The organism is Umezawaea beigongshangensis, assembly GCF_016464305.1.
In the GTDB taxonomy this organism is placed as follows: Bacteria; Actinomycetota; Actinomycetes; order Mycobacteriales; family Pseudonocardiaceae; genus Umezawaea_A; species Umezawaea_A beigongshangensis.
Window position 1 is genome coordinate 932,244 of the sequence record NZ_JAEIOJ010000001.1, and the last position, 23,560, is coordinate 955,803.

At 73.0% G+C, this 23,560-nt stretch carries 22 protein-coding genes; 11 read left to right on the plus strand and 11 right to left on the minus strand.

All coding sequences use genetic code 11. The features are described 5' to 3' along the window. The first annotated feature begins 16 nt into the window (after positions 1-16). The 8 genes from IMZ35_RS04325 (at position 17) to IMZ35_RS04360 (ending at position 5,503) form a co-directional block, all read left to right on the plus strand. Positions 17-418, plus strand: coding sequence for a DUF1707 SHOCT-like domain-containing protein (locus IMZ35_RS04325; RefSeq protein ID WP_199439496.1), 402 nt, complete (start codon positions 17-19; stop codon positions 416-418). Then, on the plus strand, positions 415-669 hold the full coding sequence (locus IMZ35_RS04330) for a hypothetical protein (protein ID WP_199439497.1): 255 nt from the start codon (positions 415-417) through the stop codon (positions 667-669). Before IMZ35_RS04325 ends, IMZ35_RS04330 begins: the two co-directional genes overlap by 4 nt. 77 nt (positions 670-746) lie before the next feature. Further along, complete coding sequence (locus tag IMZ35_RS04335; RefSeq protein ID WP_199439498.1) at positions 747-1,232, plus strand: GNAT family N-acetyltransferase; 486 nt, start codon at positions 747-749, stop codon at positions 1,230-1,232. A gap of 6 nt (positions 1,233-1,238) precedes the next feature. Then, the gene (locus IMZ35_RS04340) at positions 1,239-1,826 is read left to right on the plus strand and encodes a DUF3558 domain-containing protein (RefSeq protein WP_307867748.1); all 588 of its coding nucleotides are present in this window, start codon (positions 1,239-1,241) and stop codon (positions 1,824-1,826) included. Positions 1,827-1,919: 93 nt separating this feature from the next. Next, positions 1,920-2,303 (plus strand): transcriptional regulator, encoded by a 384-nt coding sequence (locus IMZ35_RS04345; protein WP_199439499.1) that lies wholly within the window; start codon positions 1,920-1,922, stop codon positions 2,301-2,303. Between the two features lie 34 nt (positions 2,304-2,337). Further along, on the plus strand, positions 2,338-3,651 hold the full coding sequence (locus IMZ35_RS04350) for a PPE domain-containing protein (protein WP_199439500.1): 1,314 nt from the start codon (positions 2,338-2,340) through the stop codon (positions 3,649-3,651). Beyond that, positions 3,651-4,466 (plus strand): ESX secretion-associated protein EspG, encoded by an 816-nt coding sequence (locus IMZ35_RS04355; protein ID WP_199439501.1) that lies wholly within the window; start codon positions 3,651-3,653, stop codon positions 4,464-4,466. The genes IMZ35_RS04350 and IMZ35_RS04355 overlap by 1 nt, the downstream gene beginning before the upstream one ends. A 128-nt stretch (positions 4,467-4,594) precedes the next feature. Continuing rightward, positions 4,595-5,503, plus strand: a complete 909-nt coding sequence (locus tag IMZ35_RS04360) for a DUF559 domain-containing protein (protein ID WP_199439502.1) — start codon at positions 4,595-4,597, stop codon at positions 5,501-5,503. A gap of 40 nt (positions 5,504-5,543) precedes the next feature. Here the strand turns inward: IMZ35_RS04360 and IMZ35_RS04365 are convergent, their stop codons facing one another. Continuing rightward, a complete protein-coding gene (locus tag IMZ35_RS04365; protein ID WP_199439503.1) occupies positions 5,544-5,993 on the minus strand; it encodes a gamma-glutamylcyclotransferase family protein in 450 nt (149 codons plus the stop codon). 118 nt (positions 5,994-6,111) lie between these two features. Between IMZ35_RS04365 and IMZ35_RS04370 the strand changes: the two genes are divergently transcribed. Then, complete coding sequence (locus IMZ35_RS04370; protein ID WP_199439504.1) at positions 6,112-7,521, plus strand: NAD(P)H-quinone dehydrogenase; 1,410 nt, start codon at positions 6,112-6,114, stop codon at positions 7,519-7,521. Positions 7,522-7,573: 52 nt separating this feature from the next. Here the strand turns inward: IMZ35_RS04370 and IMZ35_RS04375 are convergent, their stop codons facing one another. From IMZ35_RS04375 to IMZ35_RS04390, 4 genes are all read right to left on the minus strand, one after another. After that, positions 7,574-8,131 (minus strand): hypothetical protein, encoded by a 558-nt coding sequence (locus IMZ35_RS04375; protein WP_199439505.1) that lies wholly within the window; start codon positions 8,129-8,131, stop codon positions 7,574-7,576. Between the two features lie 15 nt (positions 8,132-8,146). Continuing rightward, entirely contained in the window at positions 8,147-8,758 is a 612-nt protein-coding gene (locus tag IMZ35_RS04380; protein ID WP_229370681.1) for a class F sortase, read from the minus strand. Positions 8,759-9,018: 260 nt separating this feature from the next. After that, positions 9,019-10,533 carry a glycerol kinase GlpK gene (glpK, locus tag IMZ35_RS04385; protein ID WP_199439506.1) on the minus strand — a complete coding sequence of 505 codons (1,515 nt, stop codon included), beginning with the start codon at positions 10,531-10,533 and terminating at the stop codon, positions 9,019-9,021. A gap of 28 nt (positions 10,534-10,561) precedes the next feature. Beyond that, positions 10,562-11,305, minus strand: coding sequence for an MIP/aquaporin family protein (locus tag IMZ35_RS04390; protein WP_199439507.1), 744 nt, complete (start codon positions 11,303-11,305; stop codon positions 10,562-10,564). Between the two features lie 348 nt (positions 11,306-11,653). Here IMZ35_RS04390 and IMZ35_RS04395 point away from each other — a divergent pair, with 348 nt between their 5' ends. Further along, entirely contained in the window at positions 11,654-13,351 is a 1,698-nt protein-coding gene (locus IMZ35_RS04395; protein WP_199439669.1) for a glycerol-3-phosphate dehydrogenase/oxidase, read from the plus strand. A gap of 57 nt (positions 13,352-13,408) precedes the next feature. Here the strand turns inward: IMZ35_RS04395 and IMZ35_RS04400 are convergent, their stop codons facing one another. The 6 genes from IMZ35_RS04400 to IMZ35_RS04425 all read right to left on the minus strand — a co-directional run bounded on the left by IMZ35_RS04400 (position 13,409) and on the right by IMZ35_RS04425 (position 21,488). Next, positions 13,409-14,698 (minus strand): amidohydrolase, encoded by a 1,290-nt coding sequence (locus tag IMZ35_RS04400; RefSeq protein WP_199439508.1) that lies wholly within the window; start codon positions 14,696-14,698, stop codon positions 13,409-13,411. Beyond that, positions 14,695-15,879: a M20 family metallopeptidase gene (locus IMZ35_RS04405; RefSeq protein ID WP_199439509.1), complete on the minus strand. Its 1,185-nt coding sequence runs from the start codon at positions 15,877-15,879 to the stop codon at positions 14,695-14,697. Before IMZ35_RS04405 ends, IMZ35_RS04400 begins: the two co-directional genes overlap by 4 nt. Positions 15,880-16,093: 214 nt before the next feature. Next, positions 16,094-16,402, minus strand: coding sequence for a hypothetical protein (locus tag IMZ35_RS04410; protein WP_199439510.1), 309 nt, complete (start codon positions 16,400-16,402; stop codon positions 16,094-16,096). A gap of 69 nt (positions 16,403-16,471) precedes the next feature. Further along, a complete protein-coding gene (meaB, locus tag IMZ35_RS04415; RefSeq protein WP_199439511.1) occupies positions 16,472-17,464 on the minus strand; it encodes a methylmalonyl Co-A mutase-associated GTPase MeaB in 993 nt (330 codons plus the stop codon). Positions 17,465-17,470: 6 nt separating this feature from the next. Further along, positions 17,471-19,648 carry a methylmalonyl-CoA mutase gene (gene scpA, locus IMZ35_RS04420; RefSeq protein ID WP_199439512.1) on the minus strand — a complete coding sequence of 726 codons (2,178 nt, stop codon included), beginning with the start codon at positions 19,646-19,648 and terminating at the stop codon, positions 17,471-17,473. Position 19,649: 1 nt separating this feature from the next. Continuing rightward, the gene (locus IMZ35_RS04425) at positions 19,650-21,488 is read right to left on the minus strand and encodes a methylmalonyl-CoA mutase family protein (RefSeq protein WP_229369303.1); all 1,839 of its coding nucleotides are present in this window, start codon (positions 21,486-21,488) and stop codon (positions 19,650-19,652) included. 158 nt (positions 21,489-21,646) lie between these two features. Between IMZ35_RS04425 and IMZ35_RS04430 the strand changes: the two genes are divergently transcribed. Then, entirely contained in the window at positions 21,647-23,560 is a 1,914-nt protein-coding gene (locus IMZ35_RS04430) for a serine/threonine-protein kinase (RefSeq protein ID WP_307867750.1), read from the plus strand.

The window sequence follows — 23,560 nt, forward strand, 5'->3', positions numbered from 1 at the left end:
GCCGTAGCATGGGGACGTGAACGAGCACCCGTCGCCGGACCTGCGGATCGGCGACACCGAGCGGCACGAGGCGATCGAGGCGCTGGGCGAGCACGTGGGCGCCGGGCGGCTCACCGTGGACGAGTACGGCGAGCGCTCCGCGATGGTGACCACCGCCAAGACGCGGCGCGACCTGATCGCCCTGTTCGTCGACCTGCCCGACCCGCGTCCGTCGTTCGCGGTCGCCGTGCCGCCGCCGCCGTCGTCCGCCGTCCCCGTGACGCGGCCGTCGCCGCGCGCGTGGCTGTCGCCCGCGCTCGTCCCGGTCGTCGGCGCGCTGGTCGTGGCCCTGTACCTGCTGGTCAAGAACCCGCTGGTGCTGCTGCTCGTCCCGGCGGCCGTCCTGCTGCTCTCCTCCGCGCGCGGCCGACGCCGATGAGCGCCACCGTGCTGCTGGTGCTGCCCGATCGCGGCGACGCCGAGCGCATCGCCGACGACCTGGCCGCGCAGGGCTGGCGACCGGCCCTCGTGCACCGCGACGTGCTCGCCGGCGAGGACGACCTGGAGGACGCCGACTGGGTGGTCGAGCTGACCACCGCGCCGGACGGGCGTCCCGCGAACAGCCGCCGCGACCTGCTGGACGACCTGGCCGAGCGGCACGACGGCTTCACCGGGGACCACGACCGCTGACCGTCGCGGACCGCCCGGGGAGACGCGCCTCACGTCGCCGGGTCGGGTGAGCCGCACCGCGTACTAGGGTTCGGCCCGTGGAGCCCGTCGAGATCAACGCCGGTGAGGTCTACCTGCGCGCTCTGCGCGACGACGACCGCGTCGACGACACCACGGCGCTGGTCGCTGCGGGAATCGCGCCGGACCGCGGCTCGGCTCGCGCGCACGTGCGCCGCCGCGCCGAGCAGTGGCTCGCCGGCCGGTGCTGCTCGTGGGCGGTGTGCGAGGTCCTGACGGGCGACGTCCTGGGCGAGGTCGCGCTGGACGACCTGAACCGCGACCGGGCCAGCGCCACCTACTGGACGTTCCCCGGCCTGCCGGACGGCGACGCGGTCGCCGTCGTGGCGCTCGGTGCCGCGGTCCGGTTCGGGTTCCACGGCCTCGGTCTCCAGCAGGTCGTCCTGCGGCACGCCGAGGACGACCCGTCGGCCGCGGTCGTGGCGGACAAGTCCGGGTTCACGCAGCGCGACCGCTACACGTGGGTCCGCTACGTCACCGACTCCGAGCCCGAGTCGCTACGGTAGGCGGCTGTGCGGAGCAACGGTCTGCTGATCGCGCTGCCGGCCCTGGCGCTGGTGGCGTGCACGTCGACGTCACCGCTGAGCGCGGCGGAGCAGGGCGAGAGCGACTCCCCCGCCGTCACGACCACGACCACCCCGTCCCTGCCGCCGCGGCCGGCCGAGGTGCTGCTGACCGACGTCGACCCGTGCGCGGTGCTGAGCGAGTCGCAGCGCGCGCAGCTGAGCCTGGACGGCACGCCGTCGCCGTACGTCGACGAGGGGCTGGGCAACGCGAGGGCGTGCACGATGCGCAGCAGGACCAGCGGCAACGTCGTGCGGCTCGCGCTGATCACCGTGCAGGGCGTCGAGGTGTGGCTCGACGAGAACGCCCAGGTCGAGGCGACGCCGACGACCGTGGCCGGCTACCCGGCGCTGACCGTGCGCACGCCGGGCCTGGACGACGTGTGCAACGTCGAGGTGGACGTCGCCGAGGGGCAGTTCCTGGACGTCATGTTCCGCGACGGCGGGAACGCCACGCCCGCCCAGCAGGACACGCTGTGCCTGGGAGCGCAGCGCAGCGCCGAGGCCGCGATGACCGGGCTGCTCGCCGTTCGCTGACCCACTCGGGGGATGTCACTCGATACCCTCCCGGTTGTCACACCCGGTGGTTAGAGTGTCTCCAGGTCGGACGACACACGCGGGAGGTCGATCATGCCGTTCGAGGACGCGCCCGGTGGCGCGCTCGGGGCGAATCCCGGTACGTCGCCCGGTGAGCAGGCCCTGAGCGTCTCCCCCGAGGCGATCCCGGACCTCCGCAGGGCGTTCTCCACCGCGCTGGGCAAGCTGGACGAGCAGATCGAGCTGGCCATCACGGGCGTGCGGATCAGGCCGTGGGCGGGCGATCCGGTGAGCGAGGAGGCCGCCGACAAGTTCAACGAGCGTTCGTTCGAGGAGGAGGACTCCGCCCTGAACGCGCTCCAGAGCTACCAGCAGCAGCTCAAGACCGCGATGGACAACCTCGACCGGGTCGAGCGGGAGTACCGGGCCATGGACGAGCACGGCTCCGTGTTGATGAACCAGCAAGGCGGCTGCTGAGCAGTCCGCGCGGCAACTGGCGAGGAGATGCGTGATGGCCGAGGGGCACCGCTGGAGCGGGTACAGCCACGAGGAGTTGTACACGAAGCTGCACTCCGGCCCGGGGCCGCGTGCCTCGCACACCTCCGTCGAGCGGTGGGAGGGTGTGGCGACCGCTCTGGAGGAGATCGACGCCGAGCTGCACAGGGGCGTGGGCGACTCGGGCGCGGTCTGGGAGGGCCGGGGTTCCGACCAGGCGCGGAGCCGCCTGACGCCGCTGGCCGCGTGGGCCGAGGACGCCAGGACCGGTGCGGACGTCATGCGGATCTCCGCCGAGCTCCAGGCCGACTTCGTCGGTCGTGCCCGCGCCGACATGCCGCCGCCGGTGAAGGTCACCGCCGAGGACCCCGGCACGCTGCTGACGGGCCTCACGCACCTCGTGGGCGGGCAGACCGACTACGAGGTGCAGGAGAAGGCGTCCAACGCCGCCGAGGAGCGGGCGCGCGAGGTCATGGCGACCTACGCGTCGAGCACCTCCACCAACACGGCCACGCTGGGGCAGTTCCACCAGCCGCCGCAGCTCGTGATCAACTCCAGCGGCCCGACGCGCTTCGACGGCGTGCCCGGTGGGGCCGTGATGCCGGGGTACGGCTGGGGTGGCGGCCCCGGCAGGCCCCCTGCCTCCGGTTCCGGGCGCCCGTCGACCAGGGGTCGCGGCGCGGCCGTCCCGCCTCCGCGCGGCACCCGGCCCGCGCCGCCGAGCACGACGACCACCGTCGGCGGCGGTAGCGGCGGTAGCGGCGGCAACGGCGGTGGCGGTGGCAACGGTGGCGGTGGCAACGGCGGCGGCGGCGCGGGTACGAACACGTCGTCGGCCGCGCCCACGAGGGCGGCGACCGGGGTGGGCACGCCCACCAGCACGGCGGTCGTCGCGGGCAGCAGCGGGACCAGCGGTCCGACCGGTGGCACCGCGACGGGCCTGATCGGCGCCGGTGGTGACCAGGAGCAGCGCAAGAAGAGCGAGAGCAGGCAGAGCGCGGGCGAGACGGCGGTGAGCTCGGCGCAGCCCGGTGCCGTCGCGCCGACGGCCGTGCCGACGGGGATGACCCACGGGCACGCCGCCGGCGCCGGCTCGTTCGCGGGCGGCGCCACGATCGGCGGCGGTGACGACGAGACCGTGCACCGTCCCAAGACGGTTCCGCAGCAGGGGCAGCAGTCGTTCGACCCGTTCGGCGCTCTCGGCCGGCGCGGGGAGGACGAGGAGGACGTCCTGCACGACGCGGCCGACTACCTGCGGGAGAGCGACGACGTCTACGGCGTGAGCGGGACGGTCGCGCCGGCCGTGATCGGGGAGAGCACGACCAGCTGATGACGGTGATCGGGCTGGACCTCGGTGAGAACGACGTGCGCGAGCCGCTGGTCGTCTCGGCGCTGGAGTTCGACGTGCTCTGGGAGCACCTGCGGCTGGAGTCGCTGCCGCTGGTGCTGAAGGTGCCGTCGCCGGGCAGGACGACGGACGAGCGGGCGCGGATCGTGCGGGGCGTCTGGGACGAGCTGGAACGTCGCGGGCTGGGCGGGCCGCGCTCGCTGGACCCGCAGCTGGAGGACCTGCTGACCCTGCTGAACCGCCCCGTGCACGAGGTGGACGGCCGGGTGTGGCTGGGCCGCCGGGTGCGCGTGCTGGCGGCCTCCACGACCTCCTCCGCCGCACTGGCGGTGCTGGACGGCGACCGCCTGACGCTGCGCCCGGCGTCGGTCGACGGGCTGCCGCGCGAGGCGTTGTCCGTGCTCCCGCAGGCCCCGGCGGGTCCCGGCCACTCGGTGACCCTGCCGAGCGCCGACCTGGACGCCGCGGCGCGGAGCGCGTCGTCGCCGCAGGGGCTGGAGGCCGCGCTGCGCGAGCGCGGGACGCGTGCGGAGGACGCGAAGGTCCTCACCGAGATGTTCACCGACGCCGGTCACCGCGGCCAGTTCGGCGCGGCCGCCCGCGACAGGTTCGGCAAGCGCTTGCGCCCGGACCGCGTGGTGAGCTTCTTCGACACCCCGCGAGGCCGCTACCTCCAGATGCGCCGAGCCGCGGAGGGCCAGCAGCCCTGGAGCACCGTCTCCCCGGTGGACCACCGCCGCCTGGTCCAGCACCTGACCGAACTCCTCCAGGACGCCAGGACGAGCGCAATCCGCTGACCGCGAGTTGAGCACTCAAGCACGACGAGTTGAGCACTCAGGCACAGCGAGTTGAGCTTTCGAGCATGGGACCTTCCACGTTCGGGTGAAGCACGTCCGGATCTGGCGAGTGCGCGCCTCGTGTTCACATGATCCGAATTCCAGCAGGACTGCACGGGGCCCACCACAGGGCCGATCTCGAAGCCCACCTCGGGCGCGGCCAGTTGCGCACCGCTGTCGCCGAGGGACGGCTCGTGCGGTGGTCGAGGTTCGTGCTCGTAGAACGGCACCACCTGCTCAACCCGCTCACTCGCGCGGCGGCCACGTTGCTGACGGCGGGCGACGAGGCCGTGCTCTCCGGTCACACCGCCGCGCACCTGCACGGCTGCACGGCGGCCGACACGACGACCGTGCACGTCACCCTGCCCCACCGGCAGAGACTGCGGATGCCGTCGGGCGTGACCGTGCGTCACGTCCACCTCGACGAGGCCGATGTCGTGCACCGTCAGGGTCTGCGCTGCCTCGCACTCGACACGACGATCGCGGAACTGCTCTGCCTGGCCGACCGGCGCACGGCCCTGGCGTGCGCGGATCAGGCGCTGGCGCTGCACGCTCCCGGCGAACGCGCGGCGTTCAAGGCGGACGTGGAGGTGCAGGTGCGGGAACGCCTCGACCCGCGCGGGCGTCGACGTGGGCTGTTCCTGCTGGACGTGACCACGGGTCTGCCGGAGTCACCGCCGGAGAGCTGGCTGCTGCTCCTGCTGGTGGACGAGGGCCTGCCGGTGCCCGAACCGCAGTACCCGGTGCGCGACATCACCGGCCGGGAGATCTACCGGCTGGACTTCGCGTGGCCCGAACTGCGAGTGGCGCTGGAGTACGACGGGTACGCCGCTCACGCCGAACGAGGGACCGCCGACGCGGCGCGTGACGTTGATCTCGCACGGCGCGGCTGGACCGTCATTCGAGCGGACGTGAGCGACCTTCGCAACCCTCAGCGGTTGCTGGCCCGCCTGAAGAAGGAACTCGGTGTGTCCGAACGCTCAACTCACCATGCCTGAACGCTCAACGCGGCGTGCTTGAACGCTCAACTCGGGGGATTCAGGAGCCTATGCCTCGGCAGGGGCGGGTGCGCAGGTCCGACACGTAGTCGTCGGGGGCGCCCGCCGCTTCCGCGGCGTCGGCGACCACGCCGATGTAGCGGGCGCTGGGCAGGCCGCCCTCGTAGGCGTCGAGGACGTACAGCCAGGCGACCACGGAGCCCTCCAGGGTCTGCACGCGCAGGCGGATCTTCTTGTAGAGGCCGAGCGCACCCTCCCAGCGGTCCAGGCGCGACTCGTCGCGCGGACTGACGTCGTAGAGCACGGCGAAGGTCTGGGCGTCGGGGTCCTCGACGATGGTGGCGAGCGCGCCCTCCCAGCCGAGGTCCTCGCCACCGAACGTCAGACGCCAACCGGCGAGCCAACCGGTCCCCGCCATGGGGGAGTACGGGGCTCGCTCCATCATCTGGTTCGGATCCATGTTCGACCCGTACGCGGCGTAGAGCGGCACGACGACAGAGTAGCGACCCCGCGATCACCTTCATGAACCGAAGACCGCTCGACACGGCACTACACCCGACCGCGTACCGTTGTCACCGGCTGAACACGCACGTCGAGGAGGACTGATCGTGACCCGCATCGTCATCATGGGCGGTGGACCCGCAGGTTACGAGGCAGCTCTGGTGGCCGCCCAGCACGGGGCCGACGTGACCGTCGTCGAGAGCGACGGCGTCGGCGGAGCCTGCGTCCTCTACGACTGCGTCCCCTCGAAGACCTTCATCGCCTCCGCCGGTGGTCGCTCCGCCTTCCGCAACGCCGGTGAGCTGGGCATCCAGACCGAGTCCGAGGCCGCTGTCGACCTGCCCGTGGTCCACGGCCGGGTCAAGGGCCTCGCGCTCGCGCAGTCCGCCGACATCCGCGCCCGCTTGCAGCGCGAGGGCGTCCGGATCATCACCGGCCGGGCGAAGTTCTGCGACGACACGCGCGGCCTCGCCCAGCACCGGGTGGTCGTCGAGCGCGGCAGCGGCTCCGCGGAGGACACCGAGGTGCTGACCGCCGACGTCGTGCTCATCGCGACCGGCGCCACGCCGCGCGTCCTGCCGGGCGCCGAGCCCGACGGCGAGCGCGTGCTGAACTGGCGGCAGCTCTACGACCTGCCCGAACTGCCCGAGCACCTGGCCGTCGTCGGCTCCGGTGTGACGGGCGTGGAGTTCGCCTCGGCGTACACCGAGATGGGCGTCAAGGTCACCATGGTCTCCAGCCGGGACCGCGTCCTGCCGCACGAGGACGCGGACGCCGCGGCCGTGCTGGAGGACGTGTTCGCCGAGAGCGGCACCGCCGTGGTCAAGCACGCCCGCGCGGACAAGGTGGAGAACGTCGGCCACGGCGTGCAGATCCACCTGGAGGACGGCAGGGTCATCGAGGCCAGCCACGCGCTGATGACCGTCGGCTCGGTGCCCAACACCGCCGACATCGGCCTGGAGAAGATCGGCATCGAACTGGGCCGCGGCGGCTACATCCCGGTGGACCGGGTGTCCCGCACGAACGTGTCCGGCGTCTACGCCGCGGGTGACTGCACGGGCGTGCTGCTGCTCGCGTCGGTGGCCGCCATGCAGGGCCGCATCGCGATGTGGCACGCGCTGGGCGAGGGCGTCAGCCCGATCAAGCTCAAGACGGTCGCCGCGAACGTCTTCACCAACCCCGAGATCGCGACCGTGGGCATCAGCCAGCAGGCGATCGACTCGGGGCAGGTCCCCGCGCGCACGATCATGCTGCCGCTGGCGACGAACCCGCGGGCCAAGATGGAGGGCCTGCGCCGCGGCTTCGTGAAGCTGTTCTGCCGTCCCGCCACGGGTGTCGTGATCGGCGGTGTCGTGGTGGCGCCGAACGCCAGCGAGCTGATCCTGCCGATCGCGCTGGCCGTGCAGAACCAGCTCACCGTCGAGGACCTGGCGACGACGTTCTCCGTCTACCCCTCGCTGTCGGGCTCGATCACGGAGTCCGGCCGCCAGCTCATGCGGCACGACGACCTGGACTGAGACCGCGAACGGCGGCACCACCCAACGGGTGGTGCCGCCGTCGTCCGGCGCGTCAGGCGGTCGCGCCGCCACCGGTCTCGGGTGCGCCCTTCGGCTTCACCGGGACCTGCGCCTTCACCGGAGCCGGGGCCGGGACCTGCGCGCTCGGCGCGGGATCCTCGCCGCTCGGGAGCACGGTGAGTCCCCCGATTCCGGTCCAGCCGGAGTCCGGGCACGACCCGATCACGTCGTACTGCCCCGGCGTGGTCGTCTGGCGGACCTCCCCGGCGAACTCGCCGTCAAAGGTGAGCTGGCGGAGCGGTACCAGAGCATCGCTCCGCGGCCACGACGCGGTGTCGTCCGCGTCCAGGGGGACCGCGCAGGTCACCTTGACGTGGATCTGCTCCCCCACCCGGCCGACGGCCGGGTAGACGGTGATCGTGTTGGCTCCCAGAGGCGCGGAGCTGGGCGTGGCCGAGCCGCTGGGCGTGGTGCCGCTGCTGGGCTCGGCGCTGCTGGGCTCGGCGCTGGTCGGCTGGGCGCCGGTCGGCTGGGCCGCCAGCGCCGCCGCCGGAGCGGCCACCAGGGCCGCGGCGGCCAACAGGGCTGCGAGCAGGTTCTTGCGGTTCACGACGGGTCTCCCCCCTCAGATCATCGTGCCGAACACGATGACGTTGTCCAGGTAGCTGCCCGCGGCGTGGTCGAACACCCCGCCGCAGGTGATGAGCCGGATCTCCGGCCCGGTGGTGTCGCCGTACACGTCCTCGGTGGGGAACTCGGCCTTGGGCACGCGGCGCACCTCGCGCACCGCGAACCCCACCGTCGTCCCGTTCACCGCGGACACCTCCACGCGATCCCCCTCGCGGAGTTCGTGCAGGCGGTGGAAGATCCCCGGCTGGTCGTTCCCGTCGACGTGACCGAGGACGATCGCCGGGCCGGTGGCGCCGGGAGCCGGAGCCCCGCGGAACCACCCGGCCTGCAGGGGCTGCTCGACCGGGGGAACCTGGACCGTCTGGTCCGGGTTCAGGCCGAGCGGGACGAGGGACGACCGCACGTCCAGGCTCGGGATGCGCAGCTCGGCCGGTTCAGCGGCGACGGACGTGGTTCCCGCCGCCGTGCCGGTGGACGCCGCGGGCGGCGCACCCCCGGTGGCCGAGCAGCCGGTGAGCACGACCGCCAGGAGCAGCAGCGCCACGAGCGCCACCCGCTTCCCGGTGGCCGCCGAAGCGGTGCCGATCGAAGGCAGCACGAAGTTCAGCACGGTCGTTCCCCCTGGTGAGACCGCGGTCCTCGACGGGAGCGCGGCAGTTCGGCCCGTCCCCCCGACGGGCCCGGTTCCTCACCGGTGCCGCTGAGCGGCGCGTCCGGCTCGGAACTCGTAGGAGAAGACGGCTGCGCGGGGTCCTGGTTGCGAGCACGCCGGGCGTTCACTCGAACGGGCCAAGAACTGTCCTGGAAACGCCGCACGGGCGGTCCGCGACGCGTGTCGCGGACCGCCCGTGCGGTGAGAGTTCGAACTCAGTCGTCGTCCTCGACCCAGTCGAAGGTCTTCGTGACGGCCTTCTTCCAGCTCCGGTACTGCTTGGCGCGGGTGTCCTCGTCCATCGACGGGTCCCACTGCTTGTCCTGCGCCCAGTTCTGCCGGATGTCGTCCTCGCTCTCCCAGAAGCCGACGGCGAGGCCGGCGGTGTAGGCGGCGCCGAGCGCGGTGGTCTCCGCGACCACCGGCCGGATCACCGACACGCCGAGGATGTCGGCCTGGAACTGCATCAGCAGCTCGTTGACGACCATGCCGCCGTCCACCTTGAGCGACTTCAGCGGCACGCCGGAGTCGGCGTTCATGGCCTCGATGACCTCGCGGGACTGGAAGGCCGTGGCCTCCAGCACCGCGCGGGCCAGGTGCCCCTTGTTCACGAAGCGGGTGAGGCCGACGATCGCGCCGCGCGCGTCGGAGCGCCAGTACGGCGCGAAGAGGCCGGAGAACGCGGGCACGAAGTACGCGCCGCCGTTGTCGTCGACCGTGCGCGCGTGCTGCTCGATCTCGGCGGCGGAGCCGATCATGCCGAGGTTGTCGCGCAGCCACTGCACGAGCGAGCCGGTCACGGCGACGGAGCCCTCCAGGGCGTACACCGTGTCGTTGTCGCCGATCTTGTAGCAGACGGTGGTGAGCAGGCCGTTCTCGCTCATCACCTTCTCCGTGCCCGTGTTGAGCAGCACGAAGTTGCCGGTGCCGTAGGTGTTCTTCGCCTCGCCGGGCGACAGGCACGCCTGGCCGAACGTGGCGGCCTGCTGGTCGCCGAGGATGCCCGCGATGGGCAGGCCGGCGAGCGCGCCGCGCTCCCTGACCTGGCCGTAGACCTCGGAGGACGACTTGATCTCGGGCAGCATCGACACCGGGATCTTCATGTCCGCCGCGATGCCCTCGTCCCACGACAGGGTGTCGAGGTCCATGAGCAGGGTGCGGGAGGCGTTGGTGGGGTCGGTCACGTGCAGACCGCCGTTCACCCCGCCGGTCATGTTCCACAGCACCCAGGTGTCCATGTTGCCGAACAGCAGGTCACCGGCCTCGGCCTTCTCCCGCGCGCCCTCGACGTTGTCGAGGATCCAGCGGACCTTCGGGCCGGAGAAGTAGGTGGCCAGCGGCAGACCGGTCTTGTCGCGGTAGCGCTCCTGCCCGCCGCCGAGCGCGGCCAGCTCGGTGCAGATCCGGTCGGTGCGGGTGTCCTGCCACACGATCGCGTTGTAGACGGGCCGCCCGGTGGTGCGGTCCCACACGACGGCCGTCTCGCGCTGGTTGGTGATGCCGACTGCCACGACGTCGGCGGTGGTCAGATCGGCCTTGGCGAGCGCGCCCGCCGCCACCTGCCGGGTGTTGGTCCAGATCTCCAGCGGGTCGTGCTCGACCCATCCCGCCCTGGGGAAGATCTGCTCGTGCTCCTTCTGGTCGACCGAGACGACGTGCCCCGAGTGGTCGAAGATCATGCAGCGCGTCGACGTCGTGCCCTGGTCGATGGCGGCCACGTACTGGGTCATGCGGAGTTCCCTTCGGATGTGGAGGCGATCAGACCGGGAGGACCAGGTAGAGCAGCGCGGCCAGGGTCGCGCCGACGAACGGGCCGACGACCGGGATCCAGGAGTAGCCCCAGTCGGCCCGGCCCTTGTTCCGGATGGGCATGAGGAACGCGTACGCGATGCGGGGCCCGAGGTCGCGGGCCGGGTTGATGGCGTAGCCGGTGGGGCCACCGAGCGAGGTGCCGATCACCAGCACGACGAACGCGACACCCGCGTAGCCGAGGGCGGAGTTGCCGAACTGCGGCACGCCGTCGTCGCCCACCTGCGCGGCCGGGCTGAGCAGGACCCACGTGACGAGGACGAACGTGCCGATGATCTCGGTCACCAGGTTCCACGGCACGCTGCGGATGTTGGGAGCGGTGGAGAAGATGCCGAGGGTGTTCTGCGGCTCGTCGTGCGCGTCGAACTGGAGCTTGTAGGTGGCCCAGGTCAGCATCGCGCCGATGATCGCGCCGAGCAGCTGACCGGCGACGTAGACCGGGACGTCGCCCCACGGGGTCTTGTCCGCGACGGCCAGGCCCACGGTGAGCGCCGGGTTGAGGTGCGCGCCGCTCTGGGCGGACACGCTGGCGCCGGTGAAGACCGCGAAGGCCCAGCCGATGTTGATGAACAGCGCCCCACCACCGTTGCCGTTGGTGTTGCGCAGCACGTGGTTCGCGACCACACCGGTGCCCAGCAGGATCAGCACCGCTGTCCCGATGGTCTCCCAGACGAAGATAGAGCCCGCGCTCATTCGCCACCTCCTCGCCTTGCGGCAGCAGAAGACAGAGGTGGCGCACTCGTCCGGGTTCGGCCGCGCTGCCCACCCCACAATTGCCCGGACGCTACTTCCACATCCGATCCGTTGTCTACGGTGGGTGCACATTTTTGACCCGATGTTGGTCCTTTCGCTGCTGGTCAAGACACGACTGGGCGTTGGAGCGCGTCAACGGGTGACGGCCAGTGCACAAGAGTCGGTACCTGCGGGTAACGTGGTCGGGGACCAGAGAAGACCAGCGCAGGGAGGCTCTCCGTGGCCACGCGCAAGCCCCGAGAAGCAGCGCAACTCGACTCCGAGCCGATCGTGGCTCCGACGGGCCGGATGGGCCCCGCCGAACGAGAGCAGGCGTGGCAGCGCCTGGGCTCCGAGACGTTCGACGTGCTCGTCGTCGGCGGTGGCGTCGTCGGTGTCGGCGCGGCGCTCGACGCGGCCACCCGCGGCCTGAAGGTCGCCCTCGTCGAGGCCCGCGACCTCGCCTCCGGCACGTCCAGCCGGTCCAGCAAGCTCTTCCACGGCGGTCTGCGCTACCTGGAGCAGCTGGAGTTCGGTCTCGTCCGCGAGGCCCTGCGGGAGCGCGAGCTGATGCTCAACCGCATCGCGCCGCACCTCGTGAAGCCCGTCAGCTTCCTGTACCCGCTGACCCACCGCGCGTGGGAGCGTCCGTACACCGCGGCAGGCCTGTTCCTCTACGACACCATGGGCGGGGCGCGGTCCGTGCCCGGCCAGAAGCACCTCACCCGCGCGGGCGCGCTGCGGCTCGTCCCCGCGCTCAAGCGCGACGCGCTGATCGGCGGCATCCGCTACTTCGACGCGCAGGCCGACGACGCCCGTCACACGATGATGGTCGGCCGCACCGCGGCCCACTACGGCGCCGTCGTCCGCACGTCCACGCAGGTCGTGGGCTTCCTGCGGGAGGCGGACCGGGTGTCGGGCGCGCGGGTGCGCGACGTCGAGGACGGCCGCGAGACCGACGTGCAGGCGCACGCCGTGATCAACGCCACCGGCGTGTGGACCGACGAGTTGCAGCGCCTGTCCGGCAGCCGCGGCCGGTTCCGCGTCCGGGCCAGCAAGGGCGTGCACATCGTCGTCGCGCGCGACCGCATCGTGTCCGAGTCCGGCATGATCCTGCGCACCGCGAAGTCCGTGCTGTTCGTCATCCCGTGGCGCAACCACTGGATCGTGGGCACGACCGACACGGACTGGAACCTCGACCTCGCGCACCCCGCCGCGACGAAGAAGGACATCGACTACATCCTCGAACAGGTCAACTCCGTGCTGGCGACTCCGCTGACGCACGACGACATCGAGGGCGTCTACGCCGGTCTGCGTCCGCTGCTCGCCGGTGAGAACGAGTCGACGTCGAAGCTGTCCCGCGAGCACGCCGTGGCCAGGGTGTCCCCCGGTCTGGTGGCCATCGCGGGCGGCAAGTACACGACCTACCGGGTGATGGGCGCGGACGCGGTGGACGCCGCCGCCGTGGACGTCCCCGGCCGCATCCAGCCGTCGATCACCGACAAGGTCCCGCTGGTCGGGGCCGACGGCTACCACGCGCTGGTGAACCAGGCCGACCAGCTCGCCGGCCAGCACGGCCTGCACCCCTACCGGGTGCGGCACCTGCTGGACCGCTACGGCTCGCTGGTGCACGAGGTGCTGGCGCTGGCCGCGGACGACGCCGAGCTGCTCAAGCCCATCCCCGGAGCGCCCGACTACCTCCAGGTGGAGGCCGTGTACGCGGCCAGCCACGAGGGCGCGCTGCACCTGGAGGACGTGCTCACCCGCCGCACCCGCATCTCCATCGAGTACCCGCACCGCGGGGTGGAGTGCGCCGAGGCCGTCGCGCGGCTGGTCGGCGACGTGCACGGGTGGGACGAGGAGCGGCGCAGGCACGAGGTCGAGGTCTACACGGCCCGCGTGGAGGCCGAGCGCGCCTCGCAGACGGAGCCGGACGACGAGGCCGCCGACGCGATCCGCGCCGCGGCCCCGGAGGCCCGCCCCGACCTGAGCGAGCCGGTGGTCTAGGACCCGCACGACGCGAACGGCCCCGCGGGACTTCCCGCGGGGCCGTTCGCGCACCGCTCAGGCCAGGGCGGCCAGCGCCGTGTGGACCATCACGCGGATGCCCACGGCCAGGGCGCGCTCGTCCAGGTCGAACGTGGGCTGGTGCAGGTCGCGCTGCTTCTCCACGCCGTCCCACACGCCCAGGCGCGCGAACGAGCCGGGCACCTGCTCCAGGTACCAGCCGAAGTCCTCACCGCCGGAGGACTGCTCGGTGCCCGCGAGGGCGTCCTCGCCCAGCGCGGCCTCGACGCCCGCGCGCAGCAGGAACGTCGAGTCGCGGTCGTTGACCACCGGCGGCACGCCGCGGCGGTGCAGCAGGTCGAAGCCGACGCCCGTGGGGGCGAGCAGCGCGGCGATCAGGTCCTTCACCAGCGGTTCCAGCTCGGCCCAGATCGACCGGTCGCCGGTGCGCAGCGTTCCGCGCAGCACGCCGTCCTGCGGCACCGCGTTCGGCGCCTCGCCCGCGTGCACCGCGCCCCACACCAGGACGGTGCCGGAGCGCGGGTCGACGCGGCGGGACAGCAGCGTCGGCAGGCCGGTGATGACCGTGCCGAGCGCGTGCACGAGGTCGGCGGTCAGGTGCGGGCGCGAGGTGTGGCCGCCCGGCGAGCTCAGCCGCAGCTCCAGCATGTCGCTGGCCGAGGTGATGGCCCCGATGCGGCTGCCGATCCGGCCGACCTCCAGGCGCGGGTCGCAGTGCAGGCCGAAGATCCGCTCCACGCCGTCGAGGCCACCGGCCGCGAGCACGTCGAGCGCACCGCCGGGCATGACCTCCTCGGCGTGCTGGAACACCAGCCGCACGCGGCCCGGCAGCGCCGTCGCCGACGCCAGGGCCAGCGCGGCGCCCAGCAGCACGGTGGTGTGGGCGTCGTGCCCGCAGGCGTGCGAGGCGCCCTCCACCGTGGAGGAGAACGGCAGGCCGGTGTTCTCGGTGAGCGGCAGCGCGTCCATGTCGGCGCGCAGCGCCACGCAGCGCGGGCCGCTGCCCACGTCGCACACGAGGCCGGTCCCGCCGGGCAGGACGCGGGGCTTCAACCCGGCCGACCGCAGCAGGTTGCCGATCAGCTCGGTCGTCTTGTGCTCGTCGCGGGACAGCTCCGGGTTGGCGTGCAGGTGCCGCCGCCAGGCGACGACCTCGGACGCGTTGGCGGACAGCCAGCCGTCGAGCCACTGGGGTCCGCGCCCGGCGCCGATGTCGTCCACGGGGGACATGCTGACCCCGCGATCGGTCAACAGCACGTCCGATGCCCCCTTCGCTGACGTCACCCGCCCGTCGGGAAGATCCCGTCGAGAGTCGACCACGGTCACGCCGCACCCCCGCGGGTGGCGGCGGCGGTCAGCAACCTGCCGCGCTGCTCGTCGTCGGTGGCGGCGCTGATCGTCGTCCAGGCCATCGCGAGCGCTCCTTCGAGCACCGCGCGGTCTGCCGACGCCGACGCACAGGCTGTCGCGAACTCGATTTGGTGGTTCACCGCGTCTCCGCAGTCGATTGCGATTGTCGGGTGGATTGCGGGCAGCACGCGGGTGACGTTGCCCATGTCGGTGCTGCCGATCTTCTCGCCGCGCTCTGCGGCGCGGCTGAGCGGAGCCCTGCCCAGGTCGGTGACCGCGCGCCGGTAGGCGTCGGCGAGCCACTCGTCGGGGGTCAGCTCCGCGTAGACCGGCGAGACCTGCACGACCTCGTGGGTGCAGCCGGTGGCGAGGGCTCCGGCGGTGAAGCAGTTCTGGACGCGGGCTTCCAGCCGGCGCAGGGAGTCCGCGTCGTCGGCCCTCAGGTCGAACATCGCCGACGTGCGGGCCGGGACCACGTTGGGCACCGTCCCGCCCCTGGTGACGATGCCGCTGACCATCTGGCCGGGTTCGAGGTGCTGGCGCAGCAGACCGATCGCGACCTGGGCGACGGTGATCGCGTCACCCGCGTTGACGCCCAGGTGGGGCGCCGCGGCGGCGTGCGAGGGCTTGCCCGTGTAGTGCACCTCGACGTCGGTGATGGCCAGCGACCGCGCGGCGCACGCCTCGTACGGAGCGGGGTGGACCATCATCGCCAGGGCGACGTCGTCGAACACGCCGCGCTCCAGCAGGAGGACCTTGCCGCCGCCGACCTCCTCGGCCGGGGTGCCGATGACCCGGACGGTGATGCCGAGCGCGTCGGCCACGTCGCGCAGCGCCAGCGCCGCTCCCGCCGAGGCCGCCGCGATGACGTTGTGGCCGCAGGCGTGCCCCACCTCGGGCAGGGCGTCGTACTCGGCGCACAGCCCGAGCACGAGGTCGCCGGAGCCGTAGGTCGCGGTGAACGCCGTGTCCAGGTCCGCCACGCCGCGCTCGACCTCGAAGCCCTCGCCCTCCAGCAGACCGGCCACCTTCTCGGCGCTGCGGTGCTCCTGGAAGGCCAGTTCGGGCTCGGCGTGGATGCTGCGGGAGAGGGACACCAGCGCATCGGCGTACCGCTCGACGGCCGAGCGAGTACTGGTGGTGAAGTCGGTGCCCATGTGAATCCATCCTGCATCACGCCCCGGTGCTGCCCGGCGCGGTTCGGCGAACAACCGGCCACCGGTCGCGGCGCTGCGCCGAACGGTGGGGAGATGTTCGGCCGAACCGATCATCCCCGCGGAGGTCGGTTCGATTATCGGATGCCGGACGTCAATTCCCAAATCGTGGACCGTGCACGTGTCCTCGCACGTCACGGCCACGTGACGATCGCGGTCAGCCCTTCTTCGCAGCGCGCCACTTCGTGTAGCGGCGGCGGTTGCGCAGGTAGACCAGGCCGAACAGGACCACGGCGATGGCCGCGATCCACACCTTGTTCTTGGTCTCCTGGCTCATCGGGGCACCGGGCTGCTCGGAGTCGATCCGGGGCCCCTCGCCCGCGGGGGCGGTCGTGTCGGTCGGCTGCGCGACCACCGCGGTGATCGCCGCGCGCGCGGGGGCGGCGTCAGCTGGGCCGATCACCACGAACGCGCTCACCAGCACGAACAGGCCAGCCACGAACATCCCGGACACCCATCGCCGCATGGGCCCCAGGGTAGCCACAGCGCAGGCCGAGTACCACCGTCGACGGACGCTCGGTGCGGGGAGCGCCGGCTACCGGTCGGGAGACCGGAAGGTGTCGATGATGCGTTCGGCGGCGAGCGTCGCGGTCAGCTCGCCCTCGCGCACCGCGCGCTCCAGGCCGGGCGCGACCGCCCGCACGCCGGGGTGCTCGCGCAGGCTCGCCACGAGCTGCTCGCGCACGGTCGCCCAGGTCCAGTCGACCTGCTGGCGGCGGCGGCGCTCCTGGAACTGTCCGGCGGCCTCCAGCGCCGCGCGGTGCTCCAGCACGCGCTGCCACAGCTCGGGCAGGCCGTCGCCGGACAGCCCGCTGCACGTCAGGACGGGCGGGTGCCACGCGGCGTCGGGCTGGCGCAGCAGCCGCAGCGCCCCGGCCAGCTCGCGGGCCGCCGCGCGGGCGTCCTGCTCGTGCGGGCCGTCCGCCTTGTTCACGGCGATCACGTCGGCGAGCTCCAGCACGCCCCGCTTGATGCCCTGGAGGGCGTCGCCGGTGCGGGCGAGGGTGAGGAACAGCGAGCAGTCGGTCATGTTCGCCACGGCCACCTCGGACTGGCCGACGCCGACCGTCTCGACCAGCACCACGTCGTAGCCCGCCGCCTCGACCAGCACGATCGTCTCGCGGGTCGCCCGCGCCACGCCGCCGAGCGTTCCCGAGGTGGGCGAGGGGCGGATGAACGCGGCCGGGTCGACCGCGAGCCGCGCCATGCGGGTCTTGTCGCCGAGGATGCTGCCGCCGGTCCGGGTGGACGACGGGTCCACGGCCAGCACGGCCACCCGGTGCCCGTCCGCGGTCAGCGTCGTGCCGAGCGCGTCGACGAACGTCGACTTGCCCACGCCCGGCACTCCGGTGACGCCCACCCGGTGCGCGCCGCCGGAGTGCGGCAGCAGCTCCACGAGCAGCTCCTGCGCCAGCGCGCGGTGGTCGGCGCGGGTGGACTCCACGAGGGTGATGGCGCGCGCGAGCACGCCCCGGTCACCGGCGAGCACGCCCCGCGCGTACTCGCCGACGTCGATCGGCTTCGCCACGGGCCGCTACCTGGCGTGCCCGAGTTGAGCGGACAACCTGTCCAGCAGGTCCCCCGCCGCGTCGGCGACGACGGTGCCCGGCGGGAAGATCGCCGCGGCCCCGGCCTCGCGCAGCGCCTCGAAGTCCTGCGGCGGCACGACGCCGCCGACCACGATCATGATGTCGTCGCGGCCCAGCTCGGCCAGCTCGTCGCGCAGCGCGGGCACCAGCGTGAGGTGCCCGGCGGCCAGCGAGGACACGCCGACGACGTGCACGTCGGCCTCCACCGCCTGCCGGGCGACCTCGCCGGGCGTGGAGAACAGCGGGCCCACGTCGACGTCGAAGCCGAGGTCGGCGAACGCGGTCGCGATGACCTTCTGCCCGCGGTCGTGGCCGTCCTGGCCCATCTTGGCGACGAGGATGCGCGGGCGGCGCCCCTCGGCCTCGGTGAAGGTCTCGACCACCTGACGGGTGCGGTCGACGTTCGCCACGGTTCCGGCCTCCTCGCGGTACACGCCCGAGATGGTGCGGATCTGCGCGGAGTGGCGGCCCCACACCCGGCCCAGCGCCTCGGAGATCTCCCCGACGGTGGCCTTGTGGCGCGCGGCGTCGACCGCCAGCTCCAGGAGGTTGCCGCCGGAGTCGGCGGCGCGGGTCAGGGCGTGCAGCGCGGCCTCCACGGCCGGCTGGTCGCGCTCGGCGCGCAGCCTCCGCAGCTTGTCGAGCTGCTGCGCCCGCACACCGGCGTTGTCGACCTTGAGCACGTCGATCTGCTCGTCGGTGTCGACCCGGTACTTGTTCACGCCGATCACGGGCTGGCGGCCGGAGTCGATGCGCGCCTGGGTGCGCGCGGCGGCCCCCTCGATGCGCAGCTTGGGGAGACCGGCGTCGATGGCCGCCGCCATGCCGCCGGCCGCCTCGACCTCGGTGATGTGTCCCCACGCGGTGCGCGCGAGGTCGTGGGTGAGCCGCTCCACGAACGCCGAGCCGCCCCACGGGTCGATGACGCGGGTCGTGCCGGACTCCTGCTGGAGCAGCAGCTGGGTGTTGCGGGCGATGCGGGCGGAGAAGTCCGTCGGCAGCGCGAGCGCCTCGTCCAGCGCGTTGGTGTGCAGCGACTGGGTGTGGCCCTGGGTCGCGGCCATCGCCTCGACGCACGTCCGGGGGACGTTGGTGAACACGTCCTGCGCGGTGAGCGACCAGCCCGAGGTCTGGCAGTGCGTGCGCAGGCTGAGGGACTTGGGGTCGCGCGGCCCGAAGCCCTTCACGAGCTTGGCCCACAGCAGGCGGGCGGCCCGCAGCTTCGCGACCTCCGTGAAGAAGTTCATGCCCACGGCCCAGAAGAACGACAGCCGCGGCGCGAACGCGTCCACGTCCAGCCCGGCCTCGCGGCCCGCGCGCAGGTACTCCACGCCGTCGGCGAGGGTGTAGGCGAGCTCCAGGTCGGCCGTGGCCCCGGCCTCCTGCATGTGGTAGCCGGAGATCGAGATGGAGTTGAACTTCGGCATCCGCCGCGAGGTGAAGGCGAAGATGTCGGAGATGATCCGCATCGACGGCTTCGGGGGGTAGATGTAGGTGTTGCGGACCATGAACTCCTTGAGGATGTCGTTCTGGATGGTCCCGGCGAGCTTCTCCGGCGCGACGCCCTGCTCCTCGGCGGCCACGACGTAGAGCGCCAGCACCGGCAGGACGGCACCGTTCATGGTCATCGACACGCTCATCCGGTCCAGCGGGATGCCGTCGAAGAGCTGCCGCATGTCGTAGATCGAGTCGATCGCGACGCCCGCCATGCCGACGTCACCGGCGACGCGCGGGTGGTCGGAGTCGTAGCCGCGGTGCGTGGCGAGGTCGAACGCGACCGACAGGCCCTTCTGCCCCGCCGCGAGGTTGCGGCGGTAGAAGGCGTTGGACTCCTCCGCCGTGGAGAACCCGGCGTACTGGCGGATCGTCCACGGCTGGTTGACGTACATCGTCGGGTAGGGGCCGCGCAGGAACGGCGCGATGCCGGGGTAGGTGTCGAGGAAGTCCAGCCCCGCGGTGTCCTCGGGCCCGTAGACGGGCTTGAGGACGATGCCCTCCGGCGTCTCCCGGCTCAGCGCGTCGGCGTCCTCGCCGGTGGCCTCGCGCAGCGCGGCCCGCCACGCCCGCGCGTCGCCCGGCTCCAGCTCCCCGATGCCGATGTCGGCGAAGTTCGGGATCGTCACGTCACCCAACCCCCAGTGCGTCGTAGGTGTGGCCGAGGACCTCCAGCGCGGGGCACCCGGTGAAGACGAACTCGTCGACGCCCGTCCGCTCCGGCGACGGCTTCCCGGCGAGCAGCACCCGCCGCGCCCCGGCCTCGCGCAGCGCGGCGGCGACCGGCGCGGCCAGCTCGGCGTAGCTCGACTCGCTGCCGCACAGGCAGGCCACCGTCGTCCCGGAGGCGCGGAAGCGCTCGACGACGGCGTTCACCGAGTCGGTGGGGCCCGCGTCGGGCGTGGCGATGCCGCCGGCCTGGAAGAGGTTCGCGGCGAACGAGGCGCGGGCGGTGTGCGCGGCGACCGGGCCGAGCGTCGCGAGGAACACCGCCGGACGGCTGCCGGTGGCGGCGAGCACCGCGTCGGAGCGGTCCCGCAGGGCCTCGTAGGGCGCGGCGTGGCGGACGCGCGGCAGGCCGCCGCCGGGTTCCACGGGGGCCGGGGGCCGCACGACCGGCTTCTCCTCCAGGTGGGGGAACTCGCTGACGCCGGTGATCGCGTCGGTGCGGTCGGCCAGGTTCGCGGCCCGCGCCTCGCGCGTGACGGCGAGCCGGTCGGCGACGAGCCCGGAGGCCAGCGCGTCGGGCAGGCCGCCGGCGGCCTCGATCTCCTGGAACCACGCCCACGCGGCGCGCGCGAGGTCCTCGGTGAGCCGCTCCACGTACCAGGAGCCGCCCGCCGGGTCGATCACCCCGGCGAGGTGCGACTCCTCCAGCAGCACGGACTGGGTGTTGCGGGCGACGCGCCGGGAGAAGGCGTCGGGCAGGCCGATGGCCGCGTCGAACGGCTGCACGGTGACGGCGTCGGCGCCGCCCAGACCGGCGCCGAAGCAGGCGATGGTGGTGCGCAGGACGTTCACCCACGGATCGCGCCTGGTCATCATCGCCGAGGAGGTCACGGCGTGCTGCGCCTGCGCGCGGGCCGGGACCGGCGCGCCGCAGACCTCGGCGACCCGCGCCCACAGGCGGCGGGCCGCGCGGAACTTGGCGATCGTGAGGAACTGGTCGGCGGTCGCGGCGAGGCGGAACTCCAGCACGCCGCACGCCCGGTCCACGGACAGGCCCGCGTCGGTCAGCGCCCGCAGGTAGGTGACGCCCGCGGCGAGCGACGCGCCCAGCTCCTGCGCGTCGGAACCGCCCGCGTCGTGGTGCGGCAGCGCGTCCACCACGATCGTGCGCAGGTGCGGGAAGCGGCGCAGCGCCCGCACGGTCAGGTCGGCCGCCTCGGCGACGTCCGGCGCGCTCCCGGTGCGGGCCAGCACGCCGAGCGGGTCGGCGCCGAGGTTGCCGCGCACCTCGCCCGGCAGCAGCGGCCGGTCGTCGAACACGGCCAGCAGCGCGTCCGCCGCCGAGGAGAACTCCGCGCCCGCGTCGAGGACGACCGGAGCCAGGTCGAGGTGGACGCCGGCGAGCACGTCGTCCAGGGCCGCCGCGGGGAGCGCGCCCGTGCCGACGCGCAGCCACAGCGAGCTGCCCCCGTTCTCCAGGTCGTCCAGCACCGCCCGCCCCGCGGCGGCCGGGTCGGGGTCGGCGTGCCGCTGCCGGACGTCCCAGCCGCCGGCGGCCGAGCCCTGCGGGCGGCTGCCGCGCAGGAACGGCGGGAGACCGGGGAAACCGGCGGGGACGTCGGGCGCGTCCTGCGCGGTGTAGAGCGGCTGGACGGTGATGCCGTCGTAGGTCGTGCTGACCAGCGAGCCGGGATCGGCTCCCGACCTGCTGAGCACGCCCTCGACCAGCTCGCGCCACCGCTCTCGTGACGGGGTCGGGAATTCGGCTGCCAGCGCCAGCTCGCCAGACGGCTCCATCATGCTCCGCAGTGTTACCCACTAGTAGTAGAACGGCCATGTGAGTTCCGCCGCCGTGATCGGTGCAGAAAGTCTTCCACGGCCGTCACCGGTCGAGCGGCCGCGCGGCCGAACCTCGCGGAAGTGCGGATGCCGGATCTCGCGCGGTGCAGAATGTCACCGTGAGCAGCGAGCAGCACGAGCGCCTGATCGCGGAGCGGTACCGCCTGCGGCACGTGCTCGGCCGCGGCGCCATGGGCACCGTGTGGTCGGCCTTCGACGAGGAGCTGCGCCGTCCCGTCGCGGTCAAGGAGATCCTGCGGCCGGTGGGCATGGGGGACGCCGAGGCCACCACGCTGCGCGAACGCACCCTGCGGGAGGCGCGCGCGGTCGCCGCGCTGTCGCACCAGAACCTCGTCACGGTCTACGACGTCGTGCGCATGGACGGCGAGCCGTACCTCGTGATGGAGCTCGTGCCGTCGGAGAGCCTGAGCGAGTACACGAAGAAGCGGGGACCGCTGACCGTCGCGCAGACCGCCGCGGTGGCCGACGCGGTGGCGGCGGCGCTCCAGGCCGCGCACCGGGCCGGGATCACGCACCGCGACGTGAAGCCGGGCAACGTGCTCATCGGCGAGGACGGACAGATCAAGCTCACCGACTTCGGCATCGCCCGCAACGTCTCGGAGAGCACCCTCACCAGCCGCGGCATCATGCTCGGCACCCCGGCCTACATCGCCCCGGAGGTCGCCACCGGGGCCGAGCTCACCACCGCCGTCGACCTGTGGGGTCTCGGCGCGACGCTGTTCGACGCCGTCGAGGGCCACCCCCCGTTCGACGGGGAGAACGTGCTGCGCACGCTCAACCAGGTGGTGAACGACGAGGTGCCCGAGCCGCAGAGCGCCGGTGACCTGGCGCCGGTCATCTCCGGCCTGATGGTCAGGGACGTCGAGCGGCGGATGTCGCTGGGCGAGGTGCGGCGGCGGGTCCACCCGCTGCTGCCCGGACCGGGCACCGTCGCCTTCGGGGTGCAGAGCGACGCGCGGACCGTCACCTCACCCGTGGTGGCGCGCTCGAAGCCGTCGACGCCGATCCTGCCGCCCAAGCCCGTGATCGCTCCGGAGACCCCGCTGGCGGCCGATCCCGGACCGCTGCCGTTCTTCCTGTCGTCCACCCCGGCCGAGGAGCCCGACGCGCCGGGGCCGGGCGAGGGCGAGGACGAGGAGGAGACCGGGGCCGAGCCGGAGGAGCGGCCCTCGTCCGTCCCGTCGGCGCCCTGGCCGCCGTCCGGGCGGTCCTCCTCCGGTTCCGCCGCGGTCGCGCCGCCCCCCGCGCCGCCGCCGAGGTGGGCCGTTCCGATGGGGCCGCTCCCGGTCGGCACCGGACCGGTGCGCCGCGCGCTTCCCCGGTTGCGCGACCGGGTCACCGCGGGCACGGTGCTGCTGCTGGTCTCCTCGGTGCTGCTGTTCGTGATCTTCAGCGGTGTCGGGTTCGTGCTCACCGTGGCCGCAGCGGGCCGCCCGATCCTGCCGCCGGGCCCGGAGACGACCGTGGTCCAGCAGAGCGAGGACGTCGTGGCGGAACTGGAGAGGCGCAAGGCCGACGCGAGCACCGGGGAGAACCCCGGCGCGGGCGCGTTCTCGCTGGAGGTCGGCCGGAGCTGGACGATGTTCGTGGAGCAGCGCGTCGAGACCCCGCGGAGCACCGTGGTGCGCTTCGTCTCCCCCACCGGCAAGCTGGAGGTGAGCGTCGAGCGCTTCCCCGACCACTACCCGAAGCGCACGATCGGCGACTACCGGGACCTCGTGCTCCAGCGCTGGCCGGAGGACCAGATCATCGTGACGCCCGCGTACGGGGAGCCGGTCAGGACCGACCCCGCCGCGCCGGAGGGCATGGTGCGGTTCGACTACCGGACCACCGAGTACGGCGGGGCGGAGCAGTCGCCCGCGAGCGACCTGCGGCGGACGCGCTTCTCCCAGCTCGTGCCCACGAGCGACAACGCGCTGTGGGTCATGGAGCTGACCGCCCCGATGGAGCAGCACGACGACGCCGACGAGCTGTTCAACCGGATCGCGCCGACGTTCGTCGTCGGGGGTTAG